Origin of the sequence: Microvirga sp. RSM25 (assembly GCF_044784385.1) — a bacterium.
GTDB lineage: Bacteria > Pseudomonadota > Alphaproteobacteria > Rhizobiales > Beijerinckiaceae > Microvirga > Microvirga tunisiensis.
Genome location: NZ_CP173039.1, coordinates 3315558 through 3331464, shown reverse-complemented (window position 1 = coordinate 3331464; position 15907 = coordinate 3315558). Strand labels below are relative to the sequence as shown.

Here is a 15907-nt window from a genome sequence, read left to right as displayed (position 1 = left end):
GTCTCACCGTGGATGATGTGGCAGTGCCGGAATCTGGGACCCTTTCGCTTCGTCTCAAGGCGAGACAGGCGCAGCAGCATTGCGCGAGCCATCAGGATCCCCTTTCCGCTTCGAGCTGAGATAGGCGCTTGTCGATGTCGTGAACCTCAAAGGCCCGGGTGAAGCTCTCAACCAGTTTCGCCATCTCGCCGGCCTCCATAGGGGTCAACTCACCAGCGGCCACAGCTGCAGCGATAGCCGCGGCGGCTCTGATCGCGTCAGCAGGCGTTTCCAGTTTCGGGAGGGCGAAGTTCACCGGCCGGTCACGTCGAGGCGGCAGGATCCTGTCCATCGCCATCTTCAGGGCCATCGACTCTCCGTCCTTAGCGAGTTCTATCACTTTGCGGGTAATCTCCTCGGCCTCGCCGTCGAGCAGTGCTTCTAGAGCAAGTGTCGTCTTGTTGCGGGATCCCTGAGGGCGGCCGGAGTTGCCAGGTTCAAAGGGCTTCCCCGGCCCTCCCTTCTTACCTCTTCCTTCGCGTTGTAATAATGTATCTTCGGTCATGTCAGTCTGGGCCCGTAACTTTCTGGCTGACGGTCGGGATGTCCTTGTATGATCCTGACGGGGTGTCCCCAGGACTAGGCTAACTCGTAGCTGATGCCGTCGAGCGAGATATAGGTTGCAGTCGGGTCAAGCTGATGAACAGTCATTGCTCCGTTCGCCTGGATCTGAAGCAAGGTCGACTTGCTGGCATCGGCAAAGACGAGGAAGCGCTTAGTGGTCTTCGGGCGCAGGGATGCTGGCAAGGTATAGACCTGTGTGCCCTCGGTCTTCGTGCCGGCGACAAGAGGGCCACTCAAGTGGCACCAGCCATCGACCGAGACGCTCGCCCCTGGTGCAACCGTCCAACCATTCATGAGCCGATCGGCCGGAAGAGCGTTCTCCGGCATCCTTCGCGTCATCGGCAGGATGAGCGATCCCGCAATGCCGCGTGCAATCGCGAGCCCGATCAGGCGCTTGGCGAATGACGAATGGTGGATATTGTCAAACCACAGGTCGAGATGGGCCGATGATTGCCTGCCGAGCACCTGATTCAGATCAACCACCGGAACGCCCTGTGTCCCTGCGAGTTTCAGCAAGGCCGCTCGGTGCGCAGCCAGCTTCTCGGAGTTGGCAGGATCCTGCCCAGTCGGCAACCCGAGCGCACGAGGGATGAATAGCGGCGGGATGACCAGCAGAACCTTGCAGCCTCCCGCCTTCGCAATGTTGATAATGGTTGAGACGTTGGAGACCGTTTGGTCAGGCGTGACGCCCGCGTCATTCGTCCCTAGAAACACTGTCCAGTGAGTTGCACCCCCGAGGCCTTCGGACTGGAGTTTGGCGAGCTGCGCCGCCGACCCGTTCCCTGCAATGGCCCGATTGATAACCCCGTTGACGCGCATCCCAAAGGCAGCATCGAGATACTCCGCCGCCCAATTCAGCCAGGCACCATGAAGGTTGGCGGTCAAGCTATCACCCGACACGCCAAGGACGACATCAGGCTTTCCGGTGCCGATGCTGCGCTCGGTAATACTCCAGTAGTTCACGAAGCTGCCGATCGAGCCCGCCTGGGTTCCGTATACGCCATATCCGGCATATTCGATGATCCCCTGCACCGTCGTCGGGGGGATGACCTCGACCCCGTTCAGAAGGAGAGAGAACGTCCGGTAATCATAGGCCCTGATCGTCCAGTGAGCGTTGCGCCCCTTGGCGATCGCGTGAGTGTCAGCATCAGGAACGGCGTACCATGTGGCCGGAGTGATAGCGGCGCCAAGGCCCTTGTAGGTCAGTTGGCCGGTGGTCTCCCCGTCCGTCTGGAAGGCGTAATATCCTGCCGTTGTCCGGATGACAGCCACGCGGTTGAATTGTGCGCTGCGGTTCGCGTCACTCGCCCCAAACGCTGCGGTCAGTTCCAGCCCGCCGCGCAAGGGCGCGAAGCTGCCATGTAGCAGATTATCGGCCGTGATGTTCCACTGTACCGCGTTGGCCGTCAGTGCCGCGGTATTGTCGGCAGTCCAGGCATCCCCCGTAGCCCATGGGGTGGACTGCACGAGAAGCGATGTGCAGTCGATCGGGGTGGAAGGCGTACGGACGATGTCACCCTGGGACATATAGTAATCCCGCTCCTCCTTGGAGCGGTTAACCCCGGGCTGCAGAACATATTGGTATCGGATATCCGCTGACTCTGCCGCCTCTACCCTCACAGGACGGCGGACGCGGGTGGCTGTGTCGACAAACTGCACATTCCGCAACAGTACGCCTTCATCTGCGTCTATGACCCGATCGCCAGGCCATAGGTTCTGCGCAAAATGATAGACGCTTGTCACCCGCGTTCTTGGGAAGCGAATGACGCCCTTAGCTCCCACAATGGCAGCAGCGGACTGATAGGCTGCCAGATTATCAGTGACCCCGTCGTCAGAGCCTCCGAAGTCAAGGATCGAAATGGTATCTGCCAGTTTGCTCTCGATCGATCTGGGAGCAAACGACGCAGATGGCTTGAACTGGAGCTGACGGGAAGCCTCGGCCTTGTCAGTCAGATCTGAGAGGTTGTTTGACTTTTCGAGGGCATCTTCGGCCCCAGTCCCAGGATCGCCCTTTGGGCCTTGGGTGCCCTGAGGCCCTTGAAGGCCCTGCGGCCCTTGAAGGCCCTGCGGTCCCTGAGGGCCCATTGGCCCAGGCAGGCCGGGTAGGAACTTCAGTTTGACGCTTGAAGGACCGCGTGTTTGACGGATCTGAAGCCTCATCGACCCATCTCCTCACCGATGTTCACAAAGCCGTCGAAGAAGGGAGATCGCGTGCCGGTCGCAATCTCAACCACATGACAGCGATGCGGGTATTTGCCGGGAGTAAGCCGGACATGTCCGGCTTGGAACGACAGTTTGGACACGGTTGCGGTGATGCCGCTTCCCTTCGTCAGGGTGGGCTGGCCTGTAATCGAGTATTCCAGGTCGTATTGATCGGAGGCGAGGTGAGAGCCCTCTCCTAATGGGATAGAGAACGCGAACTCCTCGTTCTCCTCACCCGTCACCAGAACCTCAATGGGATACGCATCTAACACGTGTCTGCTCCTGTGTTGTCGTCGCGCCGAGTGCGTGCGGGGTTCACTGAGTGGCATGAGCTTGGGCCTCTCGGCGGCCAAGGCATTCGGTCTTGCCGATAAGACGCTCAATCCGCTCACCGATGGCACGACGGATGAACTCGGAGGCCGGCACACACTCAACTCGGGCGGCCTGTTTGACTCGATCCCGCAACCCACGCGGCAAGCGGCAGCGGATTGCTTCAGGAAACTGAGCCCCGCACTCGTCATTCCTGTCTCTGATTGTGACGATCATAAACACCTCCACCATCTCACAAAGTGTAAGAGGTGGAGGCACACAACAGAATGGAAGTTCTTGGAGTATTGGGAGCTTGATCTACCGATCTTTTGCTTGCGATGATCCCAGCGGGACGCCCGCCATTTCGAAATAGCGACTGATCTCGGGACTCGATCTGTCGCCTTTCCAATAGGCTTTCAGGGCTGCCGTATTCCCCTCAAGACGCATCAGAAGCGCAGGACGCGATATCGCCCACTTGCCTCCGATTTTGCGACCAATCCCGTCCTCAGCCCACATGCGCATCGTCTCGGCACATCGCCCCGCAATCTCTCCAGCCTCTTTGAGGCTCGCAATCTCCTGCCGATTAAAGGGAATGATGATCTTACGGCCCTCAATCATCGACGCTACTCCTGCACAGTACGTTTGATGGTGCGGCCATCCGAGAGGCTGGCGCCTGTGGTGCTGATGTCGGTGACAGTTGCGCCCTTCAGAGCCCAGGCGAGGCCATGCCCTGCGAACACATCATCCGGGGACCATCCGAAGGCTGCGGCCTTGGCCCCAAACCGGTCGAGGAAGAGGCCCGCATCGTTGATCGCCTGATGCCACTCGGCCTCTGCTTTACCCTCCGGCTGGCTCATCTGGAGCTTGGCGAACCCGGCCACAAAGGTGGGATGAACCCCGCCCTCTACGGCTGAAAATGCTTCCCTCTCAAGGAGTTGAGCCCTCTTTTCCTCTTCAGGAGTCGGCCCCTCGGTTACGTGGGTTACTTGGCTGAGTAACCGCGAAGTGCTTGATTTATCTGCGGTTACTCCGGTTACGCCGGTTACTCGTGTTTTTTCAGGTAGACCGGTTTTCAGGAAGGCTCTGAAGGCCTCAAGATTGGGGGTGCGGCTTGCCTGCATCTGCCCCTCCATCAGTACGTGAGAGCCGAGGCGCGCACCGCGTAGGTGCCAACTGTGCGGCCATCGATCTTCTGCATGAGACGGTTCAGACGGTCCGATGGCGTGGTCAGCAGATCGCCTTTGTCAGCCAGCATGCAGGCAATCGACTTCGGATCCGCAATGCCGGTCAGAACCTCTTTCCAGCCGGTAGCTGTGAAACCCCAATAGAGGGCGCCGTCTCGCTCGAACCGATAGCCGAGCAGATCCCGAATGCCCTGCCCATTGATAGGCGCATCCTGAGTGAGGGCGTTGAGGTTGCGGAACCGGCTTTCGCCATGCTTCTCAACTGCAGCACGGATCGCATCCATAGCGGCCACAAGTTCGCCGGGACCATCGCCGCCCAACGTCGAGCGCCAGGCCTCGAAGCACACAGCCGCGGCGCGCTCTGCCTCTCCCTGCTTCCAGGGCAGGCCAAGGGCAGCTATGGCCAATTCGCCAGCAGCAGCGATCAGGGCGAAGCGGTGAGCCACGCGGTTAGCCTGCCCGCTGCTGCCCTCGATACCTTCGAGAAGCTTCTTCTGGATCGTGTTGATGCGCTCGCGGGCAACGTGCGCCACTGTGTCCGGATCATCCGCGAGGTAGGCGGCGAACGTCGGGCCTGCTGTGCCGTAGAACCGCATAGCAGCGGCTACCATGCTCTTAGAGAAATCCTTCGGAGCATGCTGCTTGGTGTCTTCAAAGAGGCCCTTGCCCTTCCCAGCGTCAGCCGGCACATCGACCAATCGAACGAGCTGCCCGGCCTTGGCACGCTTTCCGCCTTCAGCAATCTTGTCGCCCAGGCCCACCTCACCGGATGACAGGAGCATGATGCGCCACTCAGCGCGGGCCCGGCTCTCAGCATCCCGGGTTGCGCGGCCCTTGCCCTGTCCATTCGTCAGCAGGTAGGCGGTTGCCCCTGCCTCTCTGGCGTCGAGCTCTCCCAACTCATCGAGGATCAGCGCGGTACCGGAGTGAGCGCGGGCTACCGACTCCAGGAAATTGCCGGTCGCTCTCCACGTCTGGGTGAAGCCGCCCCGGCCGCCGCCACCCCACACGCTACCGGCCACCATCAGGGCAGTGCTCTTGCCAAGGGATGATGCGCCGACAAGGTGGACGCCGCCGCCCTCATCGCTGAGGAGATCCGCAATCGGGCCAGCGAAGGCGAGGCAGATAGACAGGATCAGGCGAGAATTGCCGGAGGCGGGCCGGGCAACGTTCTTGATCCACTCTTCCAGGGTGCCGCTCTCAGCATACCGGGCAGCATCGGCGCGGCCGTCATAGACCACGGTTTCCCCGGAAGTCCTGCCCATGGTGGCATGCGGGAGCACGAAGGAGTCACCATGCCAACCGCTGCGGCGAACCAAGCGCACGCGGTCGCGGCAATCCAGCTGCGCCAAGCCAGCCTTGAACTTCTTGAGGCGGTCAGCATGGGGCGAGAGTTTCAATCCTCCCGCGACCAGCGGCTTGATTGCCTCGTTGCCATCTCCGATCAGATCAGCAAGGGCGACATAGTGACGGTGTACGACCCCATCGCGATCTTTCCACTCGAGAGCGATAGACCAGCCATCGCCGCTCTGATCGCGGGCGAGTCCGAGCACTGTGAAGGGGCCGGAGAGCCTCTGAGGGGGCTTATCCTCATCGCCACCGTGGAACAGACCCTTGGAGTTGAGAATGTAGCCCTCGGGCAAGAAGACGCCGTCGGCCTTGCTGTCATCATCAGGCAGAGCATCAATCACGTCGTCGGTGAGTTCGATGTAACCAGAGTCGAGAATATCAGCCATTTACGCGGCCTTCTTTGTCGAAGAAGCGGGGACGATGATGCGTGGTGCAGGGCGGGTCAGGAGCTTCTTGAGCTCGGCGCCGTGGATGGCATCTTCAGCGAGGAGCGGGCCAGCATCGCAGAGGTAGTGGACAGCGGCCTCGGGGCGCACGAGACAGACGCCCTTGCGACCGGCTCGCAGCCAGTTGATCGGAGAGCGCCAAACCGGGAGGGCCTGATGTTCAGTGAGACGAGGGGCAAAGGTCTGCTCTTCGCCTAGAGCCCAGGCCCGACCGAGCCACGTGGCAAGGCGCTTCTGCTTCGGGGCCCATGCAATCACGTCGCGGGCAACGCTCTGATTGTCCGTGATCAGGAAGAGGTAGGCGCGAACGCCTGCCTCCGTATTGGTGTGGTGATCGAACTCGAAGCCGAGCGCATCAAAGACCACATAGCCGGCGCGGACTGGTACAGGGACTGCAAGGGTATCGGCAGCAACGCCACTCTGAACAAAGGCCTCCACATCGCGCGGAAGCAGATTGTTCGAGGCGTCGAAGGTGCCAGAGGTGCGAGCGGAAGTGATTTCAGTCATGGGCTGCCTCCCTACCGAAGCCGGAGAGTTCTGCAATGACGGTAGCGACTGCGGCAGATACCCGAGCCCGACGCATGATCGCGCGGATGGCAGGGCAGATTGTAGGGGAGCTGCCATCAGCCCAGATGAACAAGCCAGGATGAGCCGGAACGGATTTGCTCCGGGAACGCTTTGTGCTATTTGTAGCCATAGAGAGACTTCCTGAGAGAGCCCCTGACGCAGACTTTGCCGGTTGCGTGTCGGGGGCTTTTCTATTGAGGGAGGGATTCACGCGGCCTGCTGGGCCCGAGCTTCCAGGGCGTCGATCAGATCGCCCACGCGCCAGCCATAGCGGCGCTCGCTCAGCTTGATCGGAGCCGGAACGGCTTTCCGTCTATAAAGAAGTCGCCATTGAGGTAAGCTCACCCCATAGAATTTGGCGGCATCAGCAGAGTTTAGGACCCGATGTCGGGCAATCTCTGTCGGTAGTTGCTCAAGAACGTTGGTCACGGCTCTTAATCCCATCGCCTGCGGCACCGTGCCGGGCGTTGATGGGATTAATAATGATAAGAAGAGTTACCGATGTCGCTGTTCTTATATCTTATAACTTTGAACGCGGAAACAGGGGCGATCTATAGATTAGTCTGAACTAACTTCATCGTTCGAAAGCAACTACTTTGCGAACGGTTTTTGAGGTTCGCAGAACGCATAGCTGCGAACTACTCTCGGATTATCGCCTGATACAGCTTCCCGGTCTTCTGCAGAGTTGCGTCACCGCACCATTGATCCCAAAGCGTTGGTTGAGGGTAATGTTCTTTACCCTGGTAGGACAGCTTCAAGTTCTCGTCCTCAGAGATCCCCCAAGCCTTTGCATAGTTCATTGCGTGCCGAACAGTAAGATTTCCGAGCTCTGCCCTAAGCCTCTTCTCCCAGTTCAAGTATGCGGCGCGCTCTATCCCGTAAGCGGAGGTGACTTCTTCGATTGCTTTTAGCTTCTTTTTGCCTCTCCCCATGCGGTAGTAGACGAATCTGATCGCTTGGAGTTGTAGTTGCTGCTCCCGATAGCCGACCTTTCTGTTGTTCTTCTCTCGGTCGAAGATCGGTAGCGTCTCTCCGTATTCTAAGGAGCGCAGGCCTTCTATGAGCATGTTCTGCAATGCATAGGGGAAGCCACCAACATTAGGGGCAAGCAGGTTGAGCGCGAGCTGACGCGCAACTTGTGGCGCAAACCTTAGGTCAGACCGGCTTGCTGCACCTCGGATTTCATGCCGATGGTCATCTACTTCCGCACGAGCGGCGATATAGTCTGGATCTTGCTTTTCCTCGCCAAGAGCTAAAGGCACAAATTCTAAGCCTTCGAATGCTAGGCCGATTTGATGATCTATGGCCCAGCCTGCTGTTAACTCGACTAAATCGCCGGCATATTTCAGAGCCTCATAAGCAGCGAAGTCTTTCTTTCTTGCAGTCTCGTCTCCTCCCTCTGGAGACGATTTGTTCTGTAACTCTTGAAGGCGCTTGATGAGGATATTCAGATATTTCTCATAGCTTTCGCCTTCTCTGCGCATGAGGCTCCCGCTTTCTTCAGTCATCATACTTTGTCCGGGGTGAAGAGATCAGTTCCCGCAGGTATGAAGCCCATTGCTCCAAGGCTTCCCGCTTCTCTGTTGCGTAGGTCGCTCGGTTATAGATGCCAGCCACACCGGCCTTATGGCCTGAGATGTGATTGAGAATCGCTTCGACGACGTGAGGCTGCACACCCAGCTTTTCGGCCATAAGGGTCGCTGCGGTGCGCCTCAGATCATGCAGGCGCCAGGGGCGCACCTTAAGTCCGGCCTCACTGATGCGCTTATCAAGCGACGCCTTGGCGTTGCTCCATCCTTGAAGCCTCCGGCGCCTTCTCCGAAGACCAGCGCGCGACCTTCACGGCGGGTCGCGCTATTCAAGGTATCGATCGCAGGGGCGCTCAAGGGCACGTCATGAGGGAGGCCATTCTTTGTCCTGCCCTTTGGGATCGACCAGAGCCCGTCCCTCTCATCGAACTCACCCCAGGACATCGCCGCCACCTCCTCACGGCGTTGTGCGGTCAGCATCAATAGACGCACGATCCGGCCATAATCGTCATCCCTGCAATGAGACCATACCGCCGCCAACTCGGCAGGGGTCAGGTGATGGTCGCGAGATACCTCGTCGGTGGTCTTGTTGGTGCCTATGACCGGATTGGCTTCTGCGAGTCCTTCCCCCATGGCCCAGGAAAAAAGGGCAGAGAGCGAAGCGCGGGCACGATTCGATGCGAAAGGGCCATGCTCCGAGGCTATTTCCTCAAGCCGGAGGGCGACATCAGCCCTGCGGATCTTGTGAATGGGAAGCGCTTTGAGGGTAGACCAATGCCGGTTCAGGTGCCGCTCAACCTCCTCATAGCTACGAGGCTTAAGCTTCGCCTTGGCTCTCCTCAGGTATTTTTCGGACACGGCTTCCAGCGTGAAAGCAGAACGGGCCTTATCAGCGGCGCGCTCGGCATGCGGGTCGGCCCCTAGGTGAACCTTGGCGAGAGTGGCCTTTGCCAGCTTGCGGGCATCATCCAGTGGAATGGCGTCAACTCTGCCGACGGTCTCACGCTTGCTCTTGCCTCCAGCCCGGTACTGGACCACCCAGACTCGGCTTCCACCCTCATTGATCCGGATGCCAAAGCCGGGCAGGGAGTTGTCCCATTCGATCATGTATGGCTTGCCGGCCGGAAGGGCTAAGGCCGCGATGGACTGCTTGGTGAAGCGCAAGGCCTAGCCTCTGTCAGTAAGCGTATGGTAAGCACCTAGGCTATCACTCAATAGCACTGGTAATCACTTAAGACTGAGGTTATCGCGAATTTACGCAGGAATGCAAGGGCTTACTAACAGCTATTATCACCCACTATCGCCTCTAACCTCGGACTACGAATCTGGGGGTCAGAGGTTCGAATCCTTTCGGGCGCGCCATTTCCTTCCTTACATTACTTCAGGCAAGACGAAGGTTCGAGGCTGCGGCCTTGTGCGCCGCAGCCTCTTGTGTGTGCTTCCAGGGTCCTGGGTTCTAAACCTCGGCGGCTGGAGTGACACCGAGGTCGTTGAGCTTGGCTCGAACCTCCGTGACCGATCGTTTCAGCTTCAGGCTGATCACCGATACCGGGGCTCCTTCCCGCGCGAGGGACAGAAGAGCTTGAACGGACTCGTAATTCCAGTGCTCCGCATCAGAGTTCATGGCAGGCGTCTCCATGTGGATGAAGCGCAAGCGTCCGCTGCAAGTGCGGCGAGATGATGAAAAACGCGCTTTGGAGCGCCGTCCGCCGCAACCTTAGCCGAGGATGTGCGTTCCCTGTGAAGGCAACGCAGACTAGGGACCCATCATGAGCATTATCTGGACCATCATCATCGGCTTCGTCGCTGGCCTGATCGCGAAATGGATCATGCCCGGCCGGAACGAGCCATCCGGGTTCATCCTCACAACCATCCTCGGCATCGTGGGTGCCCTCGTTGCCACCTATCTCGGGCAGGCTCTGGGCTGGTACCGGGCCGACGAGGGGGCAGGGTTCATCGGCGCCATCGTCGGCGCGGTTATCGTGCTGTTCATCTATGGCCTGATCGCCGGACGCCGTTCGACGTCATCCTACTGATCGGTCCCAGGATCGAGATCGGAATGCCGAGGGCCACAGTTTCGCTGTGGCCCTTCTTGCATCAGCTGTGGTGAGCGATGCGGTCGCTTCCGTGCGAGCCGGTGAGAGCTGCTTTGACGGGGCAATTGCCGACATAGCCGCGCCAGGCAAGATAGGAACCGCCCAGGAGCGCCAGGATATTCAACATCGGGTTGGGGCGGGGTTTGGCTGCCGCCGCCGCAAGGCCGAGACCGGCCAACATATAGGTGCCGCGCTCGATCGTGCTGAGATTGGGTTCTCCATTCATCAGCGATCCTGTCCTCGCCGAGATCATGTTCGTCACGTGGGTTCTCCTTGATTGACCTTGGCCGAACGCGACGCGAAGCGGTGTTGTTCCTCCAAATCGCTCCGTTGCCGAAGTCGGGAGGAACCTCGAAGCTTGACCTTCGTTGAGTCCACGCTCAACGAGGAGTCATGACAATGGCAGCCAAGGAAAAGACCCTGAACGACCTGTTCCTTCATACCTTGAAGGATGTTTTCTACGCCGAGAAGCAGATCCTGAAAGCTTTGCCGAAGATGGCCAAGAACGCCGAATCCGAGGAGCTGCGGCAGGCTTTCGAGACTCATCGTCTGGAAACGGAAGGCCAGATCGAGCGGCTCGAGAAGGTCTTCGAGATGCTCGGCAAGCCGGCCCGCGGCGTGCAGTGCGAGGCCATCAACGGCATCATCGAGGAAGGCAAGGAAGTCATGGAGGACTTCGCGGACAGCGAGGCTCTCGATGCCGGCATTCTTGCGGCTGCGCAGGCCGTCGAGCATTACGAGATCACCCGTTACGGCTCCCTGAAGACCTGGGCTCAGGAACTGGGCCTGAACGACGCCGCAAAGCTTCTCGATCAGAATCTTCAGGAAGAGAAGAAGACCGACAAGCTGCTGACCGAGCTCGCCGAGGCTCGTGTAAATACGAAGGCAGCCTGAAGGGTGCTCTTCAAGGGCAGGGCCTCGCGCTCGTGGGAGCGCGAGGCCCTTCTTTTGCGGTCGTTCCGGACGACCGCCTCTCAATGCCGATGGGCCGTGTCGGGCGCGATCTCGGTGTCCAATGTCAGGCGCATGGATCCCGACGGCGTGACCTCGAGCGAGGCTCTCATCGTATCGGGGTATTCCACCAGATGCATGAAGGCCAGGAGCCTCAGGCGCACGATGGGCGGGAACTGCGCAAGACAATGTACCAGGTTTTGAGACGCGCGGTTCATCATCTCCTCCTGGACCAGGTGGGAGAGGGGAGGATTCTCTTCAGGCAGCGACATGCGGCCCCCGATCACGACGCGAGGAGATGCCGGAATCCCGCGAGAGGGAGGAGCCGCGCAGGCTGGCCAACCTGCTGACACGCTCCAGGCTTTCCTCGGAGATGCGAATGGCCGCCGCAATGCAGGGCTGGCCCTCGACCAGGGTCGGCATGCCAAGTGGACGCACCTTGAAGCCGGCTTGGTGCCAGCGGGGCAACCACCACATCTCAACGACGGCGGTTACCTCGGTAATGCCTTCTTCGAGGCAAAATTGCTGGAAAGCAGCTAGTAGGCGACAATCCGTGCGGCCAGTCCGCCGCTCCTTGACGATGAAATAGCGCGTGCATTCAAGGATGGTGCTGCCGGTCAGGACGCCGCGTTCTTTCACGAGATGAGGAAAGGCTTCGCTAATCATATGTGGCAGGAGAGTCGGGTAAAGCCTCAGGCCTCCGATGACCCGGCCATTGTCGAGCGCGATCAGATAGGTGGCATGATCGTTGTCGTAGGCATCCATCTCTCGTCCATTGGGACGCCGGAGATCGTGCCAACCTCGTTCTTCGACGAAAACCTTGTGCCGAAGGCGGAAGTACTCGTCGAGTACGTCTGAATAATAGGTCCTGTTGTCCTTGGTGATCACTTGGATGTAGGTCATGCCCCTGCTCCCCGATTTCTCGAGGAGCAGTTTTCACGGCCGACGGCATTTGAACATTGTAGGAAATTACAGGTGCTTTTACGTCAGATCTCGATAAGGCGGTGCTGAAGTGCCCGGGCCACGGCATGGGTCTTGTTGGCGGCGCTCAGCTTCTGGCATGCGCTTCCTATATGGGCGGTGATGGTTCTTTCCGTGACGCCCAGGATCTCGCCCGTATCCGCTGCGGACTTGCCTAAGGCCGCCCAGCGCAGGGTCTCCTTCTCGCGGGCAGTCAATGGATTGGGCTGCGGGGAGGGAGCCAAGACCTGCCTGGCCCGCTCGAAAGCGTAAATGGCCATCAGATGAAGGGCGGGCTTGGTCTGCGGCGTCAGGTCGAGCTGGGGGCCGCTCATGGAGAGGCAGGCCTCGAAGCCGTTCAGTCCGTGAATCGGCAGACAATAGCCCTGCTTCATGCCGAATTCCGCCGCCCCGCGCATGATCGCTGCCCCTTTGGGGTTCGTTTCTGGATCGTAAGGTACCTCGGCCCATTCGAACGGCTGGACAGTTTGCCGGCAGAGGCGGATCACAGGATCGTGGCGATCATACCCGTTATGGGTGTAGCGGCGGTACCAGTCCAAGGGCCATTTCTTCAGCAGAACCAAGGTCTCGATCCGCTGATCCGGATGCGGCAGCCCGGTCACAATGAAGTTCTCGAAGCCGAAGCGAGCAAAGGATCGCTCCATGGCATCAACAATCTCATCAGACGTAGCCAATTGATCCAATTCTTGAATAAAATCAAAGCCTTCTGTCGAGTGGTCAGGGCTTGGGCCGCTCACGGATACCTCGCATAATCACAACTTACAGGTTAATATAATAACTATACTACCAAAAGTTTTGGAAGTGGCATACAACCCCGAAAGGGCAGTGGCAGGAGCGGTTGTTGCAGAAGAAATCCCCCAACGAAATCGACAAGCATATCGGAAGCCGGGTCAGGGCCCGACGGATCATGCTCGGAATGAGCCAGGAGAAGCTCGCGGATGCCCTGGGGCTCACGTTCCAGCAGGTTCAGAAATACGAGAAGGGCGTCAACCGCATCGGCGCGAGCCGTCTGCTCCACATTGCCGGCATTCTGGACGTCAACATCGAGTTCTTCTTCGAAGGAGTTCCCGGACTGCGTGCCGGTGGGTTCTCCGATGACAGCCTTATGGCCGAGTTCCTGACGCGATCGGAAAGCGACCGCCTCGTGCGCGGCTTCCTGAAGCTGAAGGATGACGAAACCCGTAGGAGGGTCGCGGACCTCGTCGACTGGCTCGCATCGGCCAGCTAGGGCGCACCGCCCGACGAGCCTCGGCAAGAGAGCCTCAACCTCTAAAGCATTGAGCCTCGGGGACGTTCGGAACCTGCCGCGCTTCTAATGGTTACTCACTCACGATTGAGAGAGGTTGACCATGGGCGTGGGACAGCAAAACACCAACAGGCAGCAGGACAACGGCAACGAGGATTGGGATGCGCTCAAGGGCGACGTCGGCGACATCGCAGGCGCTGCAGTGGAGCGCAGCCGTCACTTCATCGATTCCGCGCGGGATCAGGCGACGGATTATGTCGACCGCCGCAAGGACGATGTTGCGCAGTCCGTTGCCGACTTCGCCACCTCCCTGCGCGAGTCCACCCATTCCTTCGATGAGCGACCCAACATTCGCGCTGTCGTCGACACGGCAGCCGAAGGATTGGAGCAGCTTGCGGATTCCATCCGCGAGCGCACCTTCGCGGACTTCTTCAACGAGTTCGAGGGTGTGGTCCGCCGCCGTCCGGCAACCGTGGCCGCCGTATCCGTCGCTGTTGGCTTCCTTGCCGCGCGCTTCATCAAGAGCACGGCGGAAGATCTGCGCTATGACAGCGTGAATGCAGGCCCGGCACAGAGCGGACAGGGCCGTGCACGGCAGGCTCAGCGCTCGCGCGCTGGAACCGGCGCATGACGGAGGCTGCCATGCAGGGCAACGGCAACCAAACCATTCAGGGCCTCGTCGGTGAGGCGCTGCGGGAATCCACCGATCTCGCGCAGAAGGAGTTCACGCTCTTCCGAACCGAGATCTCCCAGAACATCCGCACTCTCTTCATGGGTCTCGCCATGGTCGTCGTGGCGGCGATCTTTGCCATTGCGGCCGTCATGCTCCTGACCGAGTCCCTGGTCGAGTGGCTCGCCACCGTCGTCAATTCGGAGGCTCTTGCCGCGTTGATCGTCGGCGGGGTGCTCGCGCTGATCGCCATCGGTCTCGGGCTTTGGGGGCGCAGCGCCATGACCTCGTCCTCGCTCATGCCGCAACGGACCATGCGCTCGCTCCAGCGCGATGCGGAAGTCCTGTCCGAAAGAGGTGCATAATGACGACACAGAGCCTGCAGGAGATGGAAAGAGACATCGAGCGCAGTCGCGCTCAGCTCGATCAGACCATCGATCGTCTTCAGGACAAGATGTCCGTCTCCGGTGTCGTCGACGACATGCTCGGTACGGCCCGGAACGGCCCGTACGGGCCGCTCTACGACACGGTTCTGGAGACCGTCAGGCGCAATCCGGTGCCGGTCATGCTGATCGCCATGGGCGTCGGGCTTCTCGCCTACCGGCTCGGACGGTCTGCGGCACGCCAGAGAACCCGTTTGATCGCGGCCGACGAGGATCTGATCACCGAAGAGCATCTCCTGATGGAGATGGAGGATTCCCGCCTCTATGGCACGGAAGCCGCACCTCTGCACTCAACTGATCCGATGTTCGAGCGTCCCGGCATCAATTCCCGCGTTTGATAAATAGAACAGGAGTCTCCTATGGCGAACAACAAGAACGAAACCGGCAAACCGACGGATAAGCCGAGCGGAACCCAGTCGGGAGCAACAGGCAACGTTTCTGCCGGAACGTCGGTCGGCAATATCGGTGAGCCGCCGATGCCTCATGCTCATGAGCAGCGCTCGGCTCAAGGTTCCAGCACGACTGGCAGCAGCACGACTGGTAGCAATCAGGCGGCAGGTCAGCAGAGGAACCAGTCGTCCCAGCAGAATGCGCAGGATCAGAGCGGCTCGGTGGCCGACAAGGCTCAGCAAGCCGCAGATCAGGTGCGCCAGAAGGCGGGCGAAGCCTATGAAGGAGCTACCGACTGGGCGCGCGATACCTACGAACGCGCCTCTGGCTGGGCTTCCGATAGCTATCAGGGCCAGCGCCGTCGCGTGAACCAGATGGGCGGCCGCTCGGCGCGCGCTTTCGGCAACGCCCGCGGCGGCGTTCAGAGCTACGTGTCTGAAAATCCCATGGTGGTCGGCCTCGTGGGCTTGGCCGCAGGTCTTCTCCTGGGCGCTCTGTTGCCGCGCACCCGTCGTGAAAACGAGATGTTCGGCGAATGGGCAGACGAGGTCCGCAATCAAGGCCTTCGCTATGCCCGTGACGCTGCCAATCGCGGTCGCGATTACGTCGAGGAGACCTTCAGCGGCGATGATGCGCAGTTCAGCCGGCACGAGAGCGAGTTCAACGGCCAGCGGGACGACGCCAATCGTCACTAAGGCTTGAACCACCGAACCAAAATGAAAAACGCCGGCGAAAGCCGGCGTTTTTTATCGGATCATCGCAAGTCCGTGACAGGCCGAAGCATCCTTCGTTTGACAGGAATGCAGAAACAACAACGGCCACGGCGAGGTGATGCGCGTACATCCGGCGTCATCATCTCGGCATCGTGACCGCTTCCGGTGGAGGATTACGCCACCAGGTAGATCATGAGATAAGAATGAGAGCTCCGGTTTCAAGGAGT

The 15907-nt window shown here is 59.6% G+C and carries 22 protein-coding genes; 7 read left to right on the top strand and 15 right to left on the bottom strand.

What is annotated here, in order from left to right:
- Positions 1 to 91 precede the first annotated feature (91 nt).
- From ACD578_RS15865 to ACD578_RS15815, 11 genes are all read right to left on the bottom strand, one after another.
- On the bottom strand, positions 92 to 544 hold the full coding sequence (locus ACD578_RS15865) for a hypothetical protein (protein ID WP_404286452.1): 453 nt from the start codon (positions 542 to 544) through the stop codon (positions 92 to 94).
- Between the two features lie 74 nt (positions 545 to 618).
- Positions 619 to 2346, bottom strand: coding sequence for an SGNH/GDSL hydrolase family protein (locus ACD578_RS15860; RefSeq protein WP_404286450.1), 1728 nt, complete (start codon positions 2344 to 2346; stop codon positions 619 to 621).
- Between the two features lie 413 nt (positions 2347 to 2759).
- Positions 2760 to 3077 (bottom strand): hypothetical protein, encoded by a 318-nt coding sequence (locus tag ACD578_RS15855; RefSeq protein ID WP_404286448.1) that lies wholly within the window; start codon positions 3075 to 3077, stop codon positions 2760 to 2762.
- Between the two features lie 355 nt (positions 3078 to 3432).
- Complete coding sequence (locus ACD578_RS15850; protein ID WP_404286446.1) at positions 3433 to 3732, bottom strand: hypothetical protein; 300 nt, start codon at positions 3730 to 3732, stop codon at positions 3433 to 3435.
- A 5-nt stretch (positions 3733 to 3737) separates the two neighbouring features.
- Entirely contained in the window at positions 3738 to 4235 is a 498-nt protein-coding gene (locus tag ACD578_RS15845) for a hypothetical protein (RefSeq protein ID WP_404286444.1), read from the bottom strand.
- Between the two features lie 11 nt (positions 4236 to 4246).
- Entirely contained in the window at positions 4247 to 6034 is a 1788-nt protein-coding gene (locus tag ACD578_RS15840; RefSeq protein ID WP_404286442.1) for a DUF927 domain-containing protein, read from the bottom strand.
- Positions 6035 to 6601, bottom strand: a complete 567-nt coding sequence (locus ACD578_RS15835) for a hypothetical protein (RefSeq protein WP_404286441.1) — start codon at positions 6599 to 6601, stop codon at positions 6035 to 6037. It lies immediately after the preceding gene.
- Positions 6602 to 6868: 267 nt separating this feature from the next.
- On the bottom strand, positions 6869 to 7090 hold the full coding sequence (locus ACD578_RS15830; protein ID WP_404286439.1) for a helix-turn-helix transcriptional regulator: 222 nt from the start codon (positions 7088 to 7090) through the stop codon (positions 6869 to 6871).
- Between the two features lie 209 nt (positions 7091 to 7299).
- Positions 7300 to 8172: a hypothetical protein gene (locus tag ACD578_RS15825; RefSeq protein WP_404286437.1), complete on the bottom strand. Its 873-nt coding sequence runs from the start codon at positions 8170 to 8172 to the stop codon at positions 7300 to 7302.
- 201 nt (positions 8173 to 8373) lie between these two features.
- Complete coding sequence (locus ACD578_RS15820; protein ID WP_404286435.1) at positions 8374 to 9354, bottom strand: tyrosine-type recombinase/integrase; 981 nt, start codon at positions 9352 to 9354, stop codon at positions 8374 to 8376.
- A 292-nt stretch (positions 9355 to 9646) separates the two neighbouring features.
- Positions 9647 to 9814, bottom strand: coding sequence for a hypothetical protein (locus ACD578_RS15815; RefSeq protein WP_162866327.1), 168 nt, complete (start codon positions 9812 to 9814; stop codon positions 9647 to 9649).
- A 145-nt stretch (positions 9815 to 9959) separates the two neighbouring features.
- Here ACD578_RS15815 and ACD578_RS15810 point away from each other — a divergent pair, with 145 nt between their 5' ends.
- The gene (locus ACD578_RS15810; RefSeq protein ID WP_152718040.1) at positions 9960 to 10226 is read left to right on the top strand and encodes a GlsB/YeaQ/YmgE family stress response membrane protein; all 267 of its coding nucleotides are present in this window, start codon (positions 9960 to 9962) and stop codon (positions 10224 to 10226) included.
- A gap of 61 nt (positions 10227 to 10287) precedes the next feature.
- Here the strand turns inward: ACD578_RS15810 and ACD578_RS15805 are convergent, their stop codons facing one another.
- Complete coding sequence (locus ACD578_RS15805; RefSeq protein ID WP_152718046.1) at positions 10288 to 10539, bottom strand: YgaP-like transmembrane domain; 252 nt, start codon at positions 10537 to 10539, stop codon at positions 10288 to 10290.
- A 146-nt stretch (positions 10540 to 10685) separates the two neighbouring features.
- On the opposite strand from ACD578_RS15805, the gene ACD578_RS15800 reads away from it, so the two are divergent.
- A complete protein-coding gene (locus ACD578_RS15800; RefSeq protein ID WP_152718042.1) occupies positions 10686 to 11180 on the top strand; it encodes a ferritin-like domain-containing protein in 495 nt (164 codons plus the stop codon).
- Positions 11181 to 11260: 80 nt separating this feature from the next.
- On the opposite strand, the gene ACD578_RS15795 is transcribed toward ACD578_RS15800, so the two are convergent.
- The 3 genes from ACD578_RS15795 to ACD578_RS15785 all read right to left on the bottom strand — a co-directional run bounded on the left by ACD578_RS15795 (position 11261) and on the right by ACD578_RS15785 (position 12955).
- A complete protein-coding gene (locus ACD578_RS15795) occupies positions 11261 to 11509 on the bottom strand; it encodes a hypothetical protein (protein WP_404286432.1) in 249 nt (82 codons plus the stop codon).
- On the bottom strand, positions 11496 to 12140 hold the full coding sequence (locus ACD578_RS15790) for an acyl-homoserine-lactone synthase (RefSeq protein WP_404286430.1): 645 nt from the start codon (positions 12138 to 12140) through the stop codon (positions 11496 to 11498). Before ACD578_RS15790 ends, ACD578_RS15795 begins: the two co-directional genes overlap by 14 nt.
- Before the next feature lie 83 nt (positions 12141 to 12223).
- Positions 12224 to 12955 (bottom strand): LuxR family transcriptional regulator, encoded by a 732-nt coding sequence (locus tag ACD578_RS15785; RefSeq protein WP_404286428.1) that lies wholly within the window; start codon positions 12953 to 12955, stop codon positions 12224 to 12226.
- Positions 12956 to 13059: 104 nt separating this feature from the next.
- On the opposite strand from ACD578_RS15785, the gene ACD578_RS15780 reads away from it, so the two are divergent.
- From ACD578_RS15780 to ACD578_RS15760, 5 genes are all read left to right on the top strand, one after another.
- Positions 13060 to 13446 carry a helix-turn-helix domain-containing protein gene (locus ACD578_RS15780; protein ID WP_152713671.1) on the top strand — a complete coding sequence of 129 codons (387 nt, stop codon included), beginning with the start codon at positions 13060 to 13062 and terminating at the stop codon, positions 13444 to 13446.
- Between the two features lie 121 nt (positions 13447 to 13567).
- A complete protein-coding gene (locus ACD578_RS15775; RefSeq protein ID WP_404286425.1) occupies positions 13568 to 14095 on the top strand; it encodes a hypothetical protein in 528 nt (175 codons plus the stop codon).
- Complete coding sequence (locus tag ACD578_RS15770; protein WP_404286423.1) at positions 14092 to 14499, top strand: phage holin family protein; 408 nt, start codon at positions 14092 to 14094, stop codon at positions 14497 to 14499. Before ACD578_RS15775 ends, ACD578_RS15770 begins: the two co-directional genes overlap by 4 nt.
- Complete coding sequence (locus ACD578_RS15765) at positions 14499 to 14915, top strand: DUF3618 domain-containing protein (RefSeq protein ID WP_404286421.1); 417 nt, start codon at positions 14499 to 14501, stop codon at positions 14913 to 14915. The genes ACD578_RS15770 and ACD578_RS15765 overlap by 1 nt, the downstream gene beginning before the upstream one ends.
- Positions 14916 to 14936: 21 nt before the next feature.
- On the top strand, positions 14937 to 15662 hold the full coding sequence (locus tag ACD578_RS15760) for a hypothetical protein (RefSeq protein WP_152713675.1): 726 nt from the start codon (positions 14937 to 14939) through the stop codon (positions 15660 to 15662).
- Positions 15663 to 15907 lie beyond the last annotated feature (245 nt).